The organism is Serratia sp. szju, assembly GCF_044594185.1.
GTDB lineage: Bacteria > Pseudomonadota > Gammaproteobacteria > Enterobacterales > Enterobacteriaceae > Serratia > Serratia bockelmannii.
Window position 1 is genome coordinate 1,189,441 of sequence record NZ_CP172576.1, and the last position, 15,077, is coordinate 1,204,517.

A 15,077-nucleotide genomic window follows, 5' to 3' on the forward strand; every position below is an offset into this window, starting at 1 on the left:
ATTAACGTAATAAAGTCAGCAGCGGCGCCTGTTCCTGCACCGGAGACAGGCCGCTGGTCAACACGTCCACGTAGTCATCGCTGTTGCTGATGATGATCGGCGTGGTGGTGTCATAGCCGGCGGCATGGATCGCCGCCTGGTCGAACTCGATCAGCAGATCGCCCGGGGCGACCCGCTCGCCTTCCCGCACGTGGGCGGTGAAATGCGCCCCGTCGAGCTTCACGGTATCGATGCCGACGTGGATAAGAATCTCCGCGCCGTCGTCCGATTCGATGCCGATGGCGTGTTTGGTTTTGAACAGCGACGCCACGCTGCCGCTGACCGGCGCCACTACGCGCCCCTGCTGCGGCGCAATCGCCACCCCTTTCCCCAGCAGGCCGCTGGCGAAGGTCGCGTCGTTCACCTGATCCAGCGGCACGATATCGCCGGCGATCGGGCTGAGAATGACCTGTTTGCGGTTAAGCGGCGCGGCGGCTTCAGGCTGTACCGTCTCTTCCGCCGGTGCGACGCCGAACAGATAGCTGGCCAGCGCGGCGAACACGAACGACAGCAGGGTGCCGCCGATCGCGCCCCATACCGTGGCGTCGATGCCGCCGCCGGGGATAATCTGCGCAAAGGTGAATACGCTCACCAGGCCGAACGAGTAGACCGAGGTATGGAAGTAGCCAATCACCGCACCGCCCAGCGCGCCGCCGATGCAGCCGAAGATGAATGGGCGTTTGTTCGGCAGCGTGACGCCGTACACCGCCGGTTCGGTGATGCCGAAGATCCCGGCGCCGATGGCTGAAGCGGACAGCGCCCGCAGCTTGGCGTCGCGGGTGCGCAGCATCACGCCCAGCGTGGCGCCGACCTGCCCCATCACCGCCGGCAACAGCAGCGGCACCATGGTGTCGCGCCCCAGCACACTCAGGTTGTTGATCATCAACGGCACCAATCCCCAATGCAGGCCGAAGATCACGCACACCTGCCACATCGCCCCCATAAAGGCGCCGGCGATGATCGGGTTAAAGGCGTAAATGCTCTGATAGCCGTTGGCCAGCAGGTGGCTGAGCCAGGTTGCCGCCGGGCCGATCAGCAGGAAGGTCAAGGGAACGGTGATCGCCAGGCACAGCAGCGGCGTGATGAAATTGCGCAGCGCGCTGTGGATCACCCGGTTAAACAACGGCTCCAGGCGGCAGGACACCCAGGCCGCAAAGATGATAGGGATCACCGACGAGCTGTAGTTGATAAAAGTCAGCGGAATGCCGAAGAAATATTCGCGCACCGCGCCCGGCTGCTGCGCCGCTTCGAACGCCGCCATCATCAGCGGATGCGTCAATGCGCCGCCGATCGCCATGGTGACGAAGGGGTTGCCGCCGAATTTTTTCCCGGCGGTGTAGCCGAGCATGATCGGGAAGAAGTAGAACAGCGAGTCGCTGGCGGCGAACAGCATTTTGAAGGTGCCACCGCTCTCCAGCAGCCAGCCGCAGGCCAGGCTCAGCGCCAGGAAGCCTTTCAGGATCCCCGAAGCGGCCATCACCCCGAGCAGCGGGGTAAAAATGCCGGACACCAGATCGATAAAGCGGCTGAGCAGGTTGTCTTTTTTACCGCCCGCGTCGTCGCTCGGCGCGCCCTCGGCCAATCCGCCGACCCGATTGACCGCGTCGAACACCTCCGCCACGTGGTTGCCCACCACGACCTGGAACTGGCCGCCGCTCTCCACCACCATGATGACGCCCGGGTTTTTCTTCAGCGCTGCCGCGTTGGCACGATTGTCGTCGCGCAGCTTGAACCGCAGGCGGGTGGCGCAGTGCACCAAGCTTTTCACATTGTCGCGGCCACCGACGCCGGCCAAAATCTCACTGGCTAATGTGTCATATTTCATACGGTTATCCTTAGACTTCGCGTTCTGCCGCTCCCCTCCCCGCACTGGCCTGGCGCCGGGGCGAAATGCGGCGCAAAAAAAAACCTAAACCTCGCGGCCTCTGTCCCATCGGGGAACAGAAACGCGAGGTTTAGGTTTTGCCTGCCGCAGCAGTAACAACCCTAAATCGGTTGAGCTATGACGTTAACACCGTGGATTTTGCCGGGGCAAGGCTTTGCGCCGGCAAATTGCCGAACTGTGATCGCGAGGGCAAAACGGCCTCAATGCGCGAAATAATGCATGCCGCCATCTACCGGGATCACCGCGCCGGTGATATATCGCGCGAGCGGGGAACAAAGAAACGCCGCCAGATAGGCCATATCTTCCGGTTCGCCGAAGTAGCCAATCGGGATATGTTGCGCAATGAACGCCCGGCGCGCTTCATCGCAAGCGTATAAGCGCTCGCGGATCTGTTCACTGTTGATGCGCCCCGGCTGTAACGTATTGACGGTAATCCCCTGCGCAGCCACGTCGCTGGCCAATCCTTTGGCCCACAGATGCAGCGCGCCCTTGGCGGCGCTGGCGGCGCTCAGGCTGCGCGGCTCCATCGATCCGCTGATATTGATCACCCGGCCCCAGCCTTGCGCCTGCATGGCCGGCAACAGCGCCTGAGTCAACCGCCGGGCCGGTGTGAAGTTCAAAGCAAAGGCGTCATCCCAGCTGCGATCGCTATCGTTCAGCGTCGTGGGGTGAAACGCACCGACCGCGTTGATCAGAATATCGACTGTCCCCGCCTGGCGCAGCGCCTGCGCCGCCAGCTGGGTTATCGCGTCGGGGTCGGTCACGTCTGCAACGGCTACCCACGGGCGCACCGCCCCTTGCCGTTCAACCTCATCCGCCAGCGCCTGCAGCCGATCACCGCGTCGTGCGGTAGCCACCACCTTGACCCCTTGAGCAGCCAATACCCTGACCATGCCGGCACCGATCCCTTCGCTGGCGCCCGTGACCAATGCCGTACGGTGTTGCAACTGTAAATTCATAAGAAAACCTAACCTAATTTTTCGATTTTAAAGGGAACGTTCACACATTGAATCACGGCGCGCTCTGTGTGAATATTCCTGAAAATTACGTCGATACCGTGCAGGAATTCACTGATGTTTGACTGGCAGGATTTAAAACACTTCGTGGCGCTGGCGCGTACCGGTTCCTTGTCGGCGGCAGCGCGGGAGCTGGGTTGCGATCACGCCACCGTCGGGCGACGCGTAGCGGCGCTGGAACAGGCGCTCGGCCTGCGTTTGATCGTGCGTCTGCCACGCAGCACGCCCTTGACCCAGGACGGGCAGGCGATTGCCGGGCTGGCGGCGGAGATCGAGGCGCAAAGCCAGGCAATTGCCCGCCATGCGCGCAGCGCCGGCGCAACGCCACAGGCCGGGGTGCGCATCAGTGCGCCGCCGTCGATCGCCGCGCATATTCTCGCGCCGCGCATTGCCGCATTTAACCAGGCTTTTCCACAGATCGTCGTCACGCTGTCGGGTGAATCGGCGCTCGCCGAGCTGGATCGCGGCGAAGCCGACATCGCCGTGCGCATGGTGCGCCCACAGCAACCGGAGCTGTTGACGCAGCGCATCGGCATGATGCGCTACGCGCTGTATGCCGCACCGGAGCACGCGGCTCTGCCCGACGCGGCGCGCCGCTTTCTCGCCTATGACCATCACTATCGGCAGCAGCCGCATCAGCAATGGTTGGTGCAGCTGTTGCAGGGGCGTCCGGTGGTCTTTCAGGCCAGCGATCTGTTTTCACTGCAACAGGCGGCGCGTTCAGGGCTGGGCGCCGCCGTTTTGCCGACGTTCGTCGCCGATGGCGATCCGGATCTGGTCGCATTGCCAACGGCCAACGCCGCGCCAACGCGTGAGCTTTGGCTGGTGACGTATCCCGATTTAGCGCGCACCGCAGCCGTGCGTGCGGTGATGAATTTCCTGGTCGAAACGCTCGGCACAACGTGCCCATTACCGGCATAAAGCATCAGAATGACTAATATAAATACTGGACAAAAGTCACGCAGGGGATTATTACTGGTCAACGCTTAATCGAGAGTAGGGATGGCAGTCACCATGGTGTTGCGTACTGATGTAGGACGGATTCTGATCACCGGCGCCGGCGGCCGGGTAGCCACGGCGTTTCGTCAGGCGATGGGCGATCGCTACTCGCTACGGTTGGCGGAACGGGATGTCAGCCTGCTGCGCGATCGGCAGCCCGGCGACGAAGTCATCAGCTTCAACATCGCCGATCTCGACGCCTGCCGCGCGGCCTGCGCCAATATCGACACCGTGTTGCATCTGGCGGCCGATCCCTCCCCCGATGCCGACTTCTGCGGTTCGTTGATGGACAACAACATTCTGGGCACCTTCAATATCTTCCGCGCGGCGAAAGACGCCGGCTGCCGCCGGGTGGTGTTCGCCAGCAGCGCGCAGGCGGTGGAAGGCTATCCGCTCGACTATCAAATCCGCCCGGATGACGCACCAAAGCCGAAAAACCTGTACGGCGCCAGCAAGGCCTTCGGCGAAGGCATCGCCGCCTACTTCGCCCATCAGGAAGGGCTTTCCGCCCTGTCGGTGCGCATCGCCAACTTCACCACCCTGAGCCGGGGCGAACAGCTTAGCGCCCGCGACATGAGCGCTTTTCTCAGCCATCGCGACGCCGCCGATCTGCTGGAGCGCTGCATTCGTGTCGAAGGGGTGCAATATGCGGTGGTGCACGGGGTTTCCAACAACCGCTACAAACGTTTATCGCTGGAAGAGACCCGACGCCTGCTCGGCTACGCCCCGCAGGACGATGCGTTCAGCCTGCTGGGCTTTGAGTGAGCACGGCGGAGAGTTCCGCCGTGCAGGTACAACTTAGTTGCTGGCGTAGGCCACTTTTTCGGCCTGACGGTGGGTGAACAGCACCAGCAGCAACGCCAATCCGGCAATAATTGCGCCCATCACCGGCACGAAGCTGTATCCCAGCCCGGCGGAGACCACCGCGCCACCGGCGGCGGCGCCCAGCGCATTGCCCAGGTTAAAGGCACCGATGTTGACCGAGGACGACAGGCCCGGCGCTTCGCTGGCGACACGCATCACGCGCATCTGCAGCGGCGGCACCACGGCAAAGGTCGCCGCGCCCCAAATCACCATGCTGACTGCGGCGCCGATTTCACTGCGCGCCAGGAACGGGATCACCAGCATAATGACCACCAACAGCAGCAAGAAGCCCTTCAGCGTCGCGCTCTCGGAACGGTCGGCGAATTTGCCGCCCAGGTAGTTGCCGATGGAGAAACCGACGCCGATCAACACCAGCATGGACGTCACGAACAGCGGCGTCGCATCGGTGATGTGCTGCAATACCGGCGAGATATAGGTATAGAGCGTGAACATCGCGCCCGCGCCCAGCACGGTCGTCAGCAAGGCGGACAGCACCTGCGGGCGTACCAATACCGACAGTTCGCGCTTCACATCCGGGCGCGCGCCGGCGCTGCCTTTCGGCAACGAGAACCACAGCCCCAACATGGCGATCACCCCTAACCCTGCGGTGGCCAGGAACGACATGCGCCAGCCGATGGTTTCACCCAGCCAGGTCGCGGCAGGCACCCCGCCGATATTGGCGATGGTCAACCCCATAAACATGGTCGCCACGGCGCTGGCCTGTTTCTCCTTCGGCACCACGCTGGCGGCCACCACGGAACCGAGGCCAAAGAACGCGCCGTGGTTCAGGCTGGTGATGATGCGCGACAGCATTAGGGTGGTGTAGTCAGGCGCAATGGCCGACAGCACGTTACCCAGGGTAAAGATCGCCATCAGGAAGATCAGCGCGCTTCTGCGCGCCCGGTGCGAGAGCAGCAGCGTCATCAGCGGTGCGCCGACCATCACGCCAACGGCGTAGGCGCTGATCAACATGCCGGCCATCGGGATGGAGACATCCACCCCTTTGGCGATGGTCGGCAGCAACCCCATCGGGGAAAACTCGGTCGTGCCGATGCCGAACGCCCCCACCGCCAGGGCTAATAAGGGAAAGTTAATTTTCATTCAACAACTCCGGTTAACCGCTGCCGAAGCGCGGGAAAGTTAAGATGCCAAAAGTATGACATTGATCACACCAAAGATAAGCAGGCAGGAGGCTAAAAGACTTTTGCGATTTTGTTAAAAATCGTGGGGAAAAACAGCCGCCGACTCTATCTCAGCAACGCACCGACAAGCAATAGCCGCCGTCGCCCGAGCGCACATCGGGTTCATTCGCACCACCTGCGCAAGCCGCCATACCGGCCCATCGGCGGCTACCGCAACTATTGAGCACAGAGCAAAAGTGTTTTGTTATTGTGCGCGTTTTTAGAATTAAACGACGAAATATAATGGCCTCAGTAAAACATCAATGCCCTACGACCTAATTCACATAGAGGGAAGCGCCATGCTTTTTGACTCGTATTCTTTAAACGGTTTATCGCTGAACAATCGCATCGTCATGCCGCCAATGACCCGCTCTCGGGCCGGCGCCGGCGACGTCGCCACCGACATGATGGCTGAATATTATGCCCAGCGCGCCAGCGCCGGGCTGATCGTCAGCGAAGGCACGCAGATCAGCCAGCAGGGCCAGGGTTATGCCTGGACACCCGGCATTTACTCCCCGGAACACATCGCCGGTTGGAAAAAAGTGACCGACGCCGTACATCAGGCCGGCGGCAAGATCTTCGCGCAGCTTTGGCACGTCGGCCGCGTGTCGCATACCATTTTACAGCCTGGCCACGCCGCGCCGGTCTCCTCCTCCGCCATCCAGGCCGACGGGGTCAAGGTGTTCGTGGATGTCGAAGGTCGCGGGCCGGAACATGGCGTGGGTGAAATGGTGCAGCACTCCGCACCGCGCGCCTTAACGCGGGAAGAAATTCCGGCGATCGTTAACGACTACGCTCAGGCGGCACGCAACGCCATCGCCGCCGGTTTCGACGGCGTAGAGCTGCACGGTGCGAATGGTTATCTGATCAATCAGTTTATCGACTCGCGGGAAAACCAGCGCGACGACGAATACGGCGGTTCACTGCAAAATCGCCTGCGTTTCCTGCGGGAAGTCGCGCAGGCGGTAGCGGATGCCATCGGCAAAGAGAAACTGGGCGTGCGCCTGGCGCCGCTGACCACCCTGATGGGCTCGCAGGACGATACCCCGGAAGCCACCTATCTGGCAGCGGCCAGCGTGCTCAACGATATCGGCGCCGCTTACATTCACATCGCCGAAGCGGACTGGGATGATGCCCCGGTGATGCCGGCAGCGTTCAAAGAATCGCTGCGCCTGATTTTCCGCGGCACGCTGATTTACTCGGGCAAATACACGCGTGAACGCGCTGAAGAAGCGCTGGCCAAAGGCTGGGCGGATCTGATCGGCTTCGGTCGCCCGTTCATCGCCAACCCGGATCTGCCCCACCGCCTGCAACACGGGCTGGCGCTGAATGCGCCAATCAAAGAGAAATTCTTCGGCGGCAGCCGGGAAGGCTACACCGATTACCCGACGGTCGGGTAACGATTGCCGACAACGCCGGCTCAAGCCGGCGTTATTTTTTCTGTGCTTCGATCCAGTCGAGAAATCGCATCATTCTGTCGCTAAAATCCGCGTCATTCGCCTCTCCCACCGCGTGCGCTAACCAATAGTCCATTTCATCTCGCTGCTCTACATAAAGCGCCAACAGCTGTTCGGCATAGTCGGTTAACGTTATCGGCCAGAACGGGCTTCCCTCGGCGCGCAGCATATTGGTGGCTCGGATCAGTTTTCTGGCCGCTTCGCGCTTTAAGCGCCTCTCATCCGATACCGTCCTGGCCTGCAGCAGTTGCTCCCGATAACGCGCCAATACGCGGGGCAAATCGGCATTGACCGCCAACGCGATGCGCCGATCGGGCTGAAACAGCGGAAAAGCGGCGGACAGGTCTTCGCCCCACAGGCAGCGGCAGTGATGCTTCAGCCAAAATCCCCAGGAATCGTGATGCTCCGGCGCCAACGCCTCATCAACGCTGCCGATATCAAAGTCGACCTTGCTCACGATCCGCTGCTCCAGCTGAAAGGCTTGCCGCCACGCCTCAAGGCGCTGTAACGCCTCACTATCGGCTGGCTTGTTGAGCAACAGCGTGATGTCCAGATCGGACACGCCGGGAAGGGCTTCGCCACGCGCGACGCTGCCGTAGAGGTAAATGCTGTGGATGAGTGCCGGGAATTGGCGTGGCAGCCCCGCCGTCAGCGCTTCCAGCAGCGGGATAAAAGCCCGCTGCAGCGGAAATGCCGCCACCGTGGGAATCAGCGCCACCTCATGCCCTCCCGTTGCGCACTTTGCCCGAGCGCATTTCGATGTTCCGCTGCAGTTCGCGCAGCCCGCCGGCCAGGAAGCAAGCTTCCGCCAGCACGAACAGCGGGCCGATGATCAGGCCCGTCACGTCGTCCATAAACGCCGGTTTTCGTCCCTCCCAGAAATGCCCGACAAACTGAAACAGCCAGCCGATGACGAAGCCGCCGATGCCGACGCTCAGCCACGCCGCCGTCGACAGCGACGCCACCCAGGCGCCGACCCCGAGGCACAGCAGCAGCAACGCCAACATCATGACGCCAAGGCGCAGGCTCAGCCGCAGGTAATAGAGAGCCGAAACGATAACCACCGCGCAGGCCGGCGAGAACGGCAGCCACCCCGCACCCCATGCCGGCCGGGAGAGCAGCGTCAGCAGGCTGACGACGATCAGGGGGATGCCGATAAAGTGCGTGACGATATTGCGCGCATCACGATGATAGGCGGCGTAAGCGGCAAGTTGATCTTCCAGACTTCGCATGTTGACCTCCGGTATGTACGGCCTTCGTCGCCGAACGCGCGCAGCCGCATGCGGCTGCCCTTACCCATAGCTTAGCGCGGGATCACCAATACCGGTTGGCCAATCTCATCCAGCAGGCCGCGCGTGACGGAGGCGTTCAGCCAGCGCCCCAACGAAGACAGGTGGCGGTGCGAGATGATCAGCAAATCGCAGTTGAACAGCGCCATCTGTTCCGGGATCACCTCGATGGGCGTCCCCGCTGCCAGCAAGCCCTGGGCGTTGAAACCCTGCTGCTTCAGCGCCCGCGTCACCTGACCGACCTGCTTTTCCGCCAGCGCCTCTTCCCGTAGCGCGGCGGGGTACTCCTCGCGCTCATCGCTGTCGAAACGCAGGCCGCTGCGGCTGAGCGTAAAGGCATTGTCTACCACCGTCAGCACGATCACGTCGCCGATGCTGCCTTGCAGGCGCACCATAAAATCCAGGGCATTGCCGCTGTGTTCAAAGCAGTCCACCGCCAATAATACTCTCTCAATCATAACCATCCTCACTCGCCTGAGTTAAATCGCGCCCTTGAAGTTGGCTTCGCCCTTTTTCCAATACCCCTTGGCAAACAGCGCAGCGCGGGAGATACCCATTTCGTTGATAAAGCGCGCCTTCAGGTACGCGGCAATCTGGTGTTCGCAGGCCAGCCATACCTGCCCTTCGCCGGACGGCAGTTCGCAATGGCTGACGGCCTGCACCAGCGGGCTGTTCATCACGCTGTCAAAATGTCGGGTGCGAATTTGCCAGCTGTTCACCTGCAAAAAGGAATAATCGACATCCTGAATCTCCTGCGCATCGCCCACTTCGGCGAACCACAGCACCGGCAACGGGTCGGACAGCGAGGCGAGAATGGTGCGCATGGCGGGCAACGCGGTCTCATCGCCCAGCAACAGCAGCCAGCGAGTTTGCGGCAACAACCGGAAGCCGCCGGAGCAAGGGCCGGCGAACCCCAGCTTGTCGCCCGGCATCGCGTCGCGCGCCCAGTTCGACGCCGGGCCTTCGCCGTGCAGCACCATATCGATATCGAAAGTGCGGGCGAGTTTGTCGATGCCGCTCAGGGTGTAAGCCCGTCCGGCCAGCGTGTCGCGCCACGGGAAGAACACTTTGACCCAACTGGCCGGCTCCTGCGCGCGCGGATCGGCGATAAACTTATCCACATCGTCGCCGCTCAACGTGATGCGGCGGATCCGGGCGGTGACTTGCCGCACGGCGCTCACCCGGGCCTCCCGTTTGCGGCGGGTGTCTCTTTCCAGCATCTCGTCGACAATCTTATTCAGCGTGTTGTGCATCAGCCTTCTCCTGTGGCGCCGCCGACGGGTAGGTGTGTTCCCAGCCGCCGCCCAGCGCTCGATAGATATTCACCACGGCGATCGCCGTCTCCTCCTCTGAAACAATTTGCGCGGACTGCAGATCCAGCAGCGCACGCTGCGTGCTCAGAACGTGGATAAAATCGCTCGCACCGTTCAGATAGCTGTCGCGCGCCAGCGCAAACGCGTGTCGGTTGGCGGCCAGCGCCTCGGTCAGGTGCGTCTGGCGGCGCTGCTGGGCGCGATAGCCGGAAAGCGCGTCGTCGATCTCGTGCCAGGCGCGCAACACCGTTTGCTGGTAGGCGATGGCCATTTCCTGCTGCCGGTATTCGCTCAGGCGCACCCGTTGGGTGATTTTCCCCCCGTCGAACAGCGGCAAATACAGGGCGGGGCCGATGGCGAAGGTATGCGTGGACCAACTGCCCATATCCGCCAGTGCCAGTGCCTGATAGCCCGCATTGCCGGTCAGCGTGATGCGCGGATAGTAGTCGGCGGTGGCGATGCCGATCTCGGCGGTTGCCTGATGCAAACGCTCCGCCGCTTCGCGAATATCCGGCCTGCGCAGCGCCAGATCCGACGGCACGCCCATCGGCACCGCGCGCGCCAGCGTCGGCAGGGGCTTCGTCGGCGCCAACATCGCTTTCAGCGCGCCCGGCCGCTCGCCCAACAGCAGGCTGATGGCGTTGATCAAGCGTTCCTGCCGATCGAACAGCGCCGGCAGCAGGGCATCCACCTGCGCCAACTGCACCTGCGCCTGATCGACATCCAGTTCGTTGCCCGCGCCGCTCTGATAACGACTTTGCGTCAGCTGCAGCGTGCGCAGCGCCGTGGCGCGGTTTTCCTGCGCCACCGCCAGCTGTTGCTGCGTGGCGCGCAGGCGTAGATAGTCGCTCGCCACCTCCGCCGTCACCGACGTCAGCAGTGCGCGCCGGTTCTCCTGCGAAGCGGCAAAGCCGGCGCGCGCACTTTCCGACGCGCGACGCAGCTTGCCCCACATGTCCAGCTCCCAGGTGGCGCTGGATCCGCCGCGCCAGAGGTTATAATCCGCCTCTCCGCCGTTGCCGGACGGATCCATGCTGCCCACCGAGGTGGCGCGCTGGCGCTGATAGGCGCCGTCCAGGCTCAGATCCGGCATCAGCGCCGCCTCTGTCACGCCCAGCAAGGCGCGGCTTTGCTGCATGCGCGCCGTGGCGAGCTGCAGATCCAGGTTGCCGGCCGCCGCGCGCTGCACCAGTTGCGACAGCGACGCATCGTTGAATATCGACCACCAGGCCACCGGCAGCGCCCCGCCGCCGGCCTGCTCACCCCAGCTCTCGGGCAGCGCGTTCTGCGGCCGAGCGTAGTCCGGCCCCACCGCCCGGCAGCCGCTCAGCGCAATCAACAGCAGCGGGATCACGGCTCTGTTCATTGCAGGCCCCCGTCCAGCGTATTGATGCTGACGTCCGCAGACATGCCGACGCGCAGGGCGCTCAACAAAGCGGCGTGCTCTTTGTTGATATCAAATACAATTTTCACCGGGATGCGCTGAACGATCTTGGTGAAGTTGCCGGTGGCGTTCTCCGGCGCCACGGCCGCGAAACTGACGCCGGAAGCCGGCGCGATGCTGTCCACCTGCCCTTTCAGCGTTTGGCCGGGAAAGGTATCGATATGGATGTCCACCGACTGCCCGTGCGCAATGTTTTCCAACTGGGTTTCCTGGTAGTTGGCGATGATGTACAGCTTGTCCTGCGGCACGATGGCCAGCAGCGCATCGCCCGGTTTGACGAACTCCCCGACCCGCAGGCTTTTCTTGCCGATCACGCCGCCGATCGGCGCGGTGATGCGGGTGTAAGACAGGTTCAGCTCGGCCATCGCTTTCTTCGCCTGCGCCAGCATCAGCTCGGCATCGCTGTCCGCCAGCTTGGCTTGCAGCACCTGCTCCATGTTTCGCGCCGCTTTAAGCGTCGCCTCCGCCTGCGCCACATTGGCGGAAAGCGTGTGCACTCGCGTTGTCGCCTGCTGCGCCGCCTGCTGTGAACCCGCGCCGCTGCTGGCCATTCTCTGGTAGCGGTTCTGCTCCTGGCGCGCAAACGCCAGCTCCGCCTGCGCCGCCTGCCGCTCCGCCTGCGCGGCGGCGATCAGCGCGCTCTGTCGGGTCAGGTTGGCCCTGGCGTCGTCCTGGCGGGCGCGGGCGGATTGCTCCTGCGCCGTCGCCTGCGCCAATGCGAAGTTGAATTCACGCGGATCGATCACCGCCAGCAATTCCCCCTGTTTGACCCACTGGTTGTCCCTGACCAACACCTGCGCAATTTCACCGGCAATCTGCGGAGAAATACGCGAGATATCGGCGCGAATATAGGCGTCGTTGGTATTCTGCTGTGTCTCTTTAATAAAGAACTTATTGATTAATAACCCCAGCGTAATGACGGCAACCGCCAATACGGCGACGGCGACTTTCTTGTTAGCCATAAAAGTGACTCCAATTAATATTTATTTCTGATGATAAAATGTCAGGCAGCGACCGAACGCGGCGGATAAATACGGGTCGGCATAACTAAAATCAGCGCGGTCAGTAATAACGCCAGGCCGGCAACCAACAGATAAAGATCGGCGCTGGCCAGCACGTGGCCCTGCCGGGCGGCAAGCTGCGCCAGCTGCTCCGCCGACCCCGATGCGCGGCTGTAGGCCGAGCCGAAGCCGTCGGCGATCGTACCGGCGTGATAATCCCCGCGCTGCCGGCTGAGCAGCGCGATGGCGCCGCCGGCAGCGGTGGCGGCGAAACCTTTCACCGCGTTGAACCAGGCCGCCGCAAACGGCCCGTCGGTCGGCAACAGCCCGCCGGTCGCCTGCATCAGCAACGGGATGATCGCCATCGGTTGAGCGACCGCCTGCAACAGCGCGATGACGCGGAACGTGTCGCCGTTCCATTCCGGCGTCAGCTGAGCCGCCAGCACGCAGGCGGTGGCCATCAACAGCAGGCTGATCGCCAGCACCCAGCGGCAATCCACCCGCGGCGTATTGCAAATTATGGCGACGATCGGCAGCGTAATTAATTGCGGCAATGCGACCCACAGCATTAAGTCGGAGGTTTGTTCCTGACGATAACCCTGAATCGCGGCTAAATATCCCGACGTGATATTAACCAGCGACACCATAATTAACAGCACGCCACCCAGCGTAATTAAGGAGAAAGACAAATTCCTTTTGCTTAATAGCTGCAAATTAAAAAAAGGCAGCGGGTGATACCATTCGTTAATCAGAAATAACGCCAATAATCCGCCGCCGCCCAATAATAAAACGTAGATCAGCGGCGAGTTCAGCCAGTCGAGGCGCTCCCCCTGTGAAATGCCCACCGTCAACATGCCGAGCGCCATGCCGCCGAGCAGCAGGCCGCGCCAGTTGAACTGCCGCAGGCGCTCCAGCCGCAACGGATCCTGCGGCAGGCCGTAACCGATGCACACGGCGGCGATCGCCATCAGCGGCAGGTTCCAGTAGAAATACCCGCTCCAGCCCCAGTGAAAGGCAAAGGCGGCGGCGGTAGCGCCCAACGTAGCGCTCCAGGCCGAGCCCCAGCCGTAGGCACCCAGCCCCAGCACCTTGATCAGCGGCGGCATAAAACGCAGCACCACCGTCATCAGCATCGGCGGCAACGCGCCGCCGGCGAAGCCCTGCAGGCTGCGCACCGCCAGCAGCACGCCATACTGATCTCCCAACCAGGGCGTCAACAGCCCACCGGCCAGGTAAATGCCGCACATCGTCAACGCCACCCGGCGCAGCGAAAAGGTCGGCCAAAAACAGGGCGTGAACCCGGAACCGATCACAAAGCCGGTGACGTAGCATGTGGTCAGCCAGCTGCCGACATCGAAGCTCAGCAGCATGCCACCCTGTATATCCGCCAGCGCAAACTTGCTGGCGTTTTCCCCCACGCCGCTGGCCATCACCGCCAAAAACACGCCGAACACCCCCAGCCAGGTACGGCCGTTGATTTCACCGGCGCTGGCGAGCCATCGATTTTTGTGGTGCGGCGTAACAGACACCTCAACCATTCCCCACTCCTGCTGTTTCAGCCTCAATCTTTGTTGTCGTGGGCAGTATCCGGAGTTATTTCGATTGTTTAAAATGAAATGATGTAATTAACTAGTTGCACAAAACGCAACCCATTGAGCGCACCCCCCCCGGAGAGGCCATGCCGCAAAAAATTGATTTCAACCTGATCTATGCGCTGAATCTGCTGCTGGAAGAAGGGAGCGTGAGCGGCGCCGCCGAGAAGATGAATCTGAGCGCGCCGGCAATGAGCCGCATTCTCGGGCGCATCCGCCGGCAGTTCGACGACCCGATCATGGTCAGAGCCGGTAAGCATCTGGTGCCGACGCCGCGTGCGCTGGAGTTGAAACGCCAGCTCGGCGACATCATCGAGCAGGCCACTGCGCTGATCGCACCGAGTGATGCGTTCGAACCCGGCAAGCTGACCAGAACCTTCACCATTCGCGCCAACGATATCTTTATCGGCGCGCTGGCGGGCGGATTGCTGGAGACGCTGCGGGAATCGGCGCCGCTGAGCGGCCTGAAATTCATCGCCGAAAGCGACGGCGAGGATGACGCGCTGCGCAGCGGCAAAGTGGATCTGGTGATCGGTTCCTCACGCGACTGGCACCCGGAAATCAAGACGCAGAGCCTGTTCACCAGCACCTTTCAGGCGCTGGTGCGCCCTGGGCACCCGATCATCGGCCGGGTAACGCCCGAAACCCTGACCCATTACCCGCATATCAGCGTTTCTCGCCGCGGACGCACGCAGGGGCCGATCGACGACGCGCTGCGCGATCTCGGCCTGCAGCGCAACGTCGCCCTGACCCTGCCGGGCTTTCATTCGGCGATGATGCTGACCATGAAATCGGACTTTATCCTGCCGCTGCCGCGCCACGTGCTGCAGGGGGTGAGCAACATCCACCTGCCGTTGGCGGAGCTCGAGCTGCCGCTCGAGCTGGAATCGGTGTTTATCGTCCAGGCCTGGCACCCGCGCCTGGATCGCGATCCGGCGCACCGCTGGCTGCGGCAGACCATCAAGCAGTTCTTTTTGCAGCGGGAGTGAGGGGGTTC

Annotated in this window: 14 protein-coding genes; 4 read left to right on the forward strand and 10 right to left on the reverse strand. The window is 62.2% G+C overall.

Annotated elements, in window-relative coordinates:
- Position 1 precedes the first annotated feature (1 nt).
- Both bglF and RE418_RS05675 read right to left on the reverse strand, forming a co-directional pair.
- Positions 2-1,864 (reverse strand): PTS beta-glucoside transporter subunit IIABC, encoded by a 1,863-nt coding sequence (gene bglF / locus RE418_RS05670; RefSeq protein WP_043142315.1) that lies wholly within the window; start codon positions 1,862-1,864, stop codon positions 2-4.
- A 260-nt stretch (positions 1,865-2,124) separates the two neighbouring features.
- Positions 2,125-2,883 (reverse strand): SDR family NAD(P)-dependent oxidoreductase, encoded by a 759-nt coding sequence (locus RE418_RS05675; RefSeq protein ID WP_043142316.1) that lies wholly within the window; start codon positions 2,881-2,883, stop codon positions 2,125-2,127.
- Positions 2,884-2,997: 114 nt separating this feature from the next.
- Between RE418_RS05675 and RE418_RS05680 the strand changes: the two genes are divergently transcribed.
- Both RE418_RS05680 and RE418_RS05685 read left to right on the forward strand, forming a co-directional pair.
- The gene (locus RE418_RS05680; protein ID WP_141996985.1) at positions 2,998-3,861 is read left to right on the forward strand and encodes a LysR family transcriptional regulator; all 864 of its coding nucleotides are present in this window, start codon (positions 2,998-3,000) and stop codon (positions 3,859-3,861) included.
- A gap of 93 nt (positions 3,862-3,954) precedes the next feature.
- On the forward strand, positions 3,955-4,704 hold the full coding sequence (locus tag RE418_RS05685) for an NAD-dependent epimerase/dehydratase family protein (RefSeq protein ID WP_399676258.1): 750 nt from the start codon (positions 3,955-3,957) through the stop codon (positions 4,702-4,704).
- Positions 4,705-4,737: 33 nt separating this feature from the next.
- On the opposite strand, the gene RE418_RS05690 is transcribed toward RE418_RS05685, so the two are convergent.
- The gene (locus RE418_RS05690; RefSeq protein WP_025304822.1) at positions 4,738-5,904 is read right to left on the reverse strand and encodes an MFS transporter; all 1,167 of its coding nucleotides are present in this window, start codon (positions 5,902-5,904) and stop codon (positions 4,738-4,740) included.
- Positions 5,905-6,283: 379 nt separating this feature from the next.
- Between RE418_RS05690 and RE418_RS05695 the strand changes: the two genes are divergently transcribed.
- Positions 6,284-7,384, forward strand: a complete 1,101-nt coding sequence (locus RE418_RS05695; protein ID WP_025304821.1) for an alkene reductase — start codon at positions 6,284-6,286, stop codon at positions 7,382-7,384.
- A gap of 31 nt (positions 7,385-7,415) precedes the next feature.
- Here the strand turns inward: RE418_RS05695 and RE418_RS05700 are convergent, their stop codons facing one another.
- The 7 genes from RE418_RS05700 to RE418_RS05730 form a co-directional block, all read right to left on the reverse strand.
- Complete coding sequence (locus RE418_RS05700) at positions 7,416-8,159, reverse strand: nucleotidyltransferase domain-containing protein (RefSeq protein ID WP_149570502.1); 744 nt, start codon at positions 8,157-8,159, stop codon at positions 7,416-7,418.
- Position 8,160: 1 nt separating this feature from the next.
- Positions 8,161-8,673: a DUF962 domain-containing protein gene (locus tag RE418_RS05705; protein WP_049205736.1), complete on the reverse strand. Its 513-nt coding sequence runs from the start codon at positions 8,671-8,673 to the stop codon at positions 8,161-8,163.
- A 71-nt stretch (positions 8,674-8,744) separates the two neighbouring features.
- Entirely contained in the window at positions 8,745-9,188 is a 444-nt protein-coding gene (locus tag RE418_RS05710; protein WP_089181708.1) for a universal stress protein, read from the reverse strand.
- Between the two features lie 21 nt (positions 9,189-9,209).
- Positions 9,210-9,983, reverse strand: a complete 774-nt coding sequence (locus RE418_RS05715; protein ID WP_025304817.1) for a siderophore-interacting protein — start codon at positions 9,981-9,983, stop codon at positions 9,210-9,212.
- Positions 9,964-11,409, reverse strand: coding sequence for an efflux transporter outer membrane subunit (locus tag RE418_RS05720; RefSeq protein ID WP_049204730.1), 1,446 nt, complete (start codon positions 11,407-11,409; stop codon positions 9,964-9,966). The genes RE418_RS05715 and RE418_RS05720 overlap by 20 nt, the downstream gene beginning before the upstream one ends.
- The gene (locus RE418_RS05725; RefSeq protein ID WP_089181516.1) at positions 11,406-12,449 is read right to left on the reverse strand and encodes an HlyD family secretion protein; all 1,044 of its coding nucleotides are present in this window, start codon (positions 12,447-12,449) and stop codon (positions 11,406-11,408) included. The genes RE418_RS05720 and RE418_RS05725 overlap by 4 nt, the downstream gene beginning before the upstream one ends.
- A 41-nt stretch (positions 12,450-12,490) precedes the next feature.
- Complete coding sequence (locus tag RE418_RS05730; protein ID WP_089181515.1) at positions 12,491-14,026, reverse strand: MFS transporter; 1,536 nt, start codon at positions 14,024-14,026, stop codon at positions 12,491-12,493.
- 140 nt (positions 14,027-14,166) lie between these two features.
- On the opposite strand from RE418_RS05730, the gene RE418_RS05735 reads away from it, so the two are divergent.
- Positions 14,167-15,069: a LysR family transcriptional regulator gene (locus tag RE418_RS05735; RefSeq protein WP_025304814.1), complete on the forward strand. Its 903-nt coding sequence runs from the start codon at positions 14,167-14,169 to the stop codon at positions 15,067-15,069.
- The last annotated feature ends 8 nt before the right edge of the window (positions 15,070-15,077 follow it).